Origin of the sequence: Leucobacter soli, from assembly GCF_042659205.1 — a bacterium.
In the GTDB taxonomy this organism is placed as follows: Bacteria; Actinomycetota; Actinomycetes; order Actinomycetales; family Microbacteriaceae; genus Leucobacter; species Leucobacter soli.
In genome coordinates this window covers 1-1,876 of record NZ_JBHSRW010000328.1, presented here as the reverse complement: position 1 = coordinate 1,876, position 1,876 = coordinate 1, and the positions used below count along the sequence as shown (strand labels likewise).

Below are 1,876 nucleotides of genomic sequence, written 5' to 3'. Positions count from 1 at the left end.
GGTATGACAATGTCTGTTCTACCGCGTGATCATGCGGCTAGATCGGGGTTCTATCCACACGTTTTGGCCGGTAACCCAGGATCCGACCACGCGTTCAGGCTCGGGGACGGGCTCGTAAGGGTGCAGCACCCCGGCTGCGGTCGGATTGTAGTCTGACCAGATGGTCATCCCTGCAGATGCACTGCCGACCCTCCTCGCTTCAATGCTCGGACCGGCCCGCACGACTCGCCGGGCCAACATTCTCGACGATGTCTTCGCAGAGGTCTCCGATCAATTCTGGGCGTTCCTCGCTCCGAATCTCTGGTGGCTGATCCTGCTGCTGCTCGTCCTTGTCATCCTCGCCTTTCCGATCCTCGGCCGGGGCCCGAACTCCACGAAGCGCGACCCCTGGCGGGGCTTCCGGTTCGCCGCCAAGGAAACCGTCATGCTGCGCGCCGGCGGACGATGCGAGGCGCCCCGGTTCTTCGTCTGGGGCCGATGCAGCACGGTCGCCGCCGAGGTCGATCACGTCATCCCCTGGTCGAAGGGCGGTCCGACGGTCATCAGCAACGGCCAAGCGCTCTGCGCCTCGCACAATCGTCTCAAGTCGGCCATCTTCCCGCCCTGGTGGTATGTGCACGGTCTCGAACGTCGCCGAAACCGCTACGCACCCAAAGGCTCCAAAGTTCGTGTACGCGCTGTCCTGAACGACGAGGAGCGCGCCTCCCGCGAGCGGTGGTCCACGAACCGCCGGAAATGAGCAGAACGATCCCTCCACCTCATCCCTGATAAATACACGCCATGCAATTATGCAGAAAGCTGGAACCTGCGTATTGTGGGAGACATGGTTGCGCAGCCCCCTGCTCGGCCCGGTACACGCCAGGAGCGCCGGAAGGCCGCTACCCGGGCCAAGATCTTCGATGCCGCCGAACAGCTGTTCGGCGAGCGCGGTTATGCCGGCACCTCCATCGAGGACATCTCGGAACTGGCGGATGTCGCCGTCCGCACCATCTATACGCACTTCCCCACGAAGGCCGCCATCATGCTGGCCGCCTTCGACAGCTGGGTCGACCTGTTCGTCGATGCCATCCTCGAACGCCCGATCGACGAGCACATCGCCGACACGGTGCGCGAGGCCCTGCAGGTCGTCACTGCGGCGGGACGTGCCGACCATCCGGAGAACGGTGACACGCCCGTCCACCCGATGGTGGAACATCTGCACTCCGGCTCCCCCGATGTCGCCGGGCACGTGATGCAGCGCTGGATGCGCGAGATGGATCGCATCGCCCGGGACGCGATCGAGCGCGGCGACTACGAGCCGGGATCCCTCGAGCCGCAGGCGCGCGCGACCGCCGTGTTCGCGGCGTGGATCTCGGCGCTCTCCGCGGCCGGCGGCCGGCAGCAGGGCCGGCCGCTGCCGGACGACGCGAGCGGGCACGGGATCGGCCTGGGCGTCCTCGACCTGTTGCAGAGCGGCCAGCTGTAAACAGCTCGACGCCCGACCGAGCACAGCGGCGAGCCGTACTCAGCTAGCCGACCGACCGGACACTGCGGCGAGCCGCTGCCGGCTCGACGCGATCCCCGTCCTACGCCCGGCCGACCTCGACCGCGAGTCTGCGGCCCGCCTCGCGAAGAATGGCCTCGGCGTCGCGCATCGGATCCTGCCCCTGGCCGGCCAGCCGGAGCAGCGAGTGTGCCGCGACGAAGCCGTCGGTCGGCGCACCGATCCGGCCGGCGACCAGTGCCACGGGCACGCCGCGTTCGGCCGCGATCCGCTGCACGAGCGACACGACCTTCCCTTGGGCGGACTGGGCGTCCTCGACCTGTTGCAGAGCGGCCAGCTGTAAACAGCTCGCCGCAGTGTCCGGTCGGTCGGCGCACCGATCCGGCCGGCGAC

General features: G+C 67.6%; 3 protein-coding genes. 2 read left to right on the top strand and 1 reads right to left on the bottom strand.

All coding sequences use genetic code 11. The features are described 5' to 3' along the window. Nucleotides 1-202 precede the first annotated feature (202 nt). Both ACFPZL_RS12775 and ACFPZL_RS12770 read left to right on the top strand, forming a co-directional pair. A complete protein-coding gene (locus ACFPZL_RS12775; protein ID WP_382335733.1) occupies nucleotides 203-739 on the top strand; it encodes an HNH endonuclease in 537 nt (178 codons plus the stop codon). 84 nt (nucleotides 740-823) lie between these two features. Next, on the top strand, nucleotides 824-1,465 hold the full coding sequence (locus tag ACFPZL_RS12770; RefSeq protein ID WP_218115088.1) for a TetR/AcrR family transcriptional regulator: 642 nt from the start codon (nucleotides 824-826) through the stop codon (nucleotides 1,463-1,465). A gap of 100 nt (nucleotides 1,466-1,565) precedes the next feature. Here ACFPZL_RS12770 and ACFPZL_RS12765 read toward each other — a convergent pair. After that, nucleotides 1,566-1,876, bottom strand: a 311-nt coding sequence (locus ACFPZL_RS12765) for a glycerate kinase (RefSeq protein ID WP_382335731.1), incomplete at its 5' end; no start/stop codon positions are given.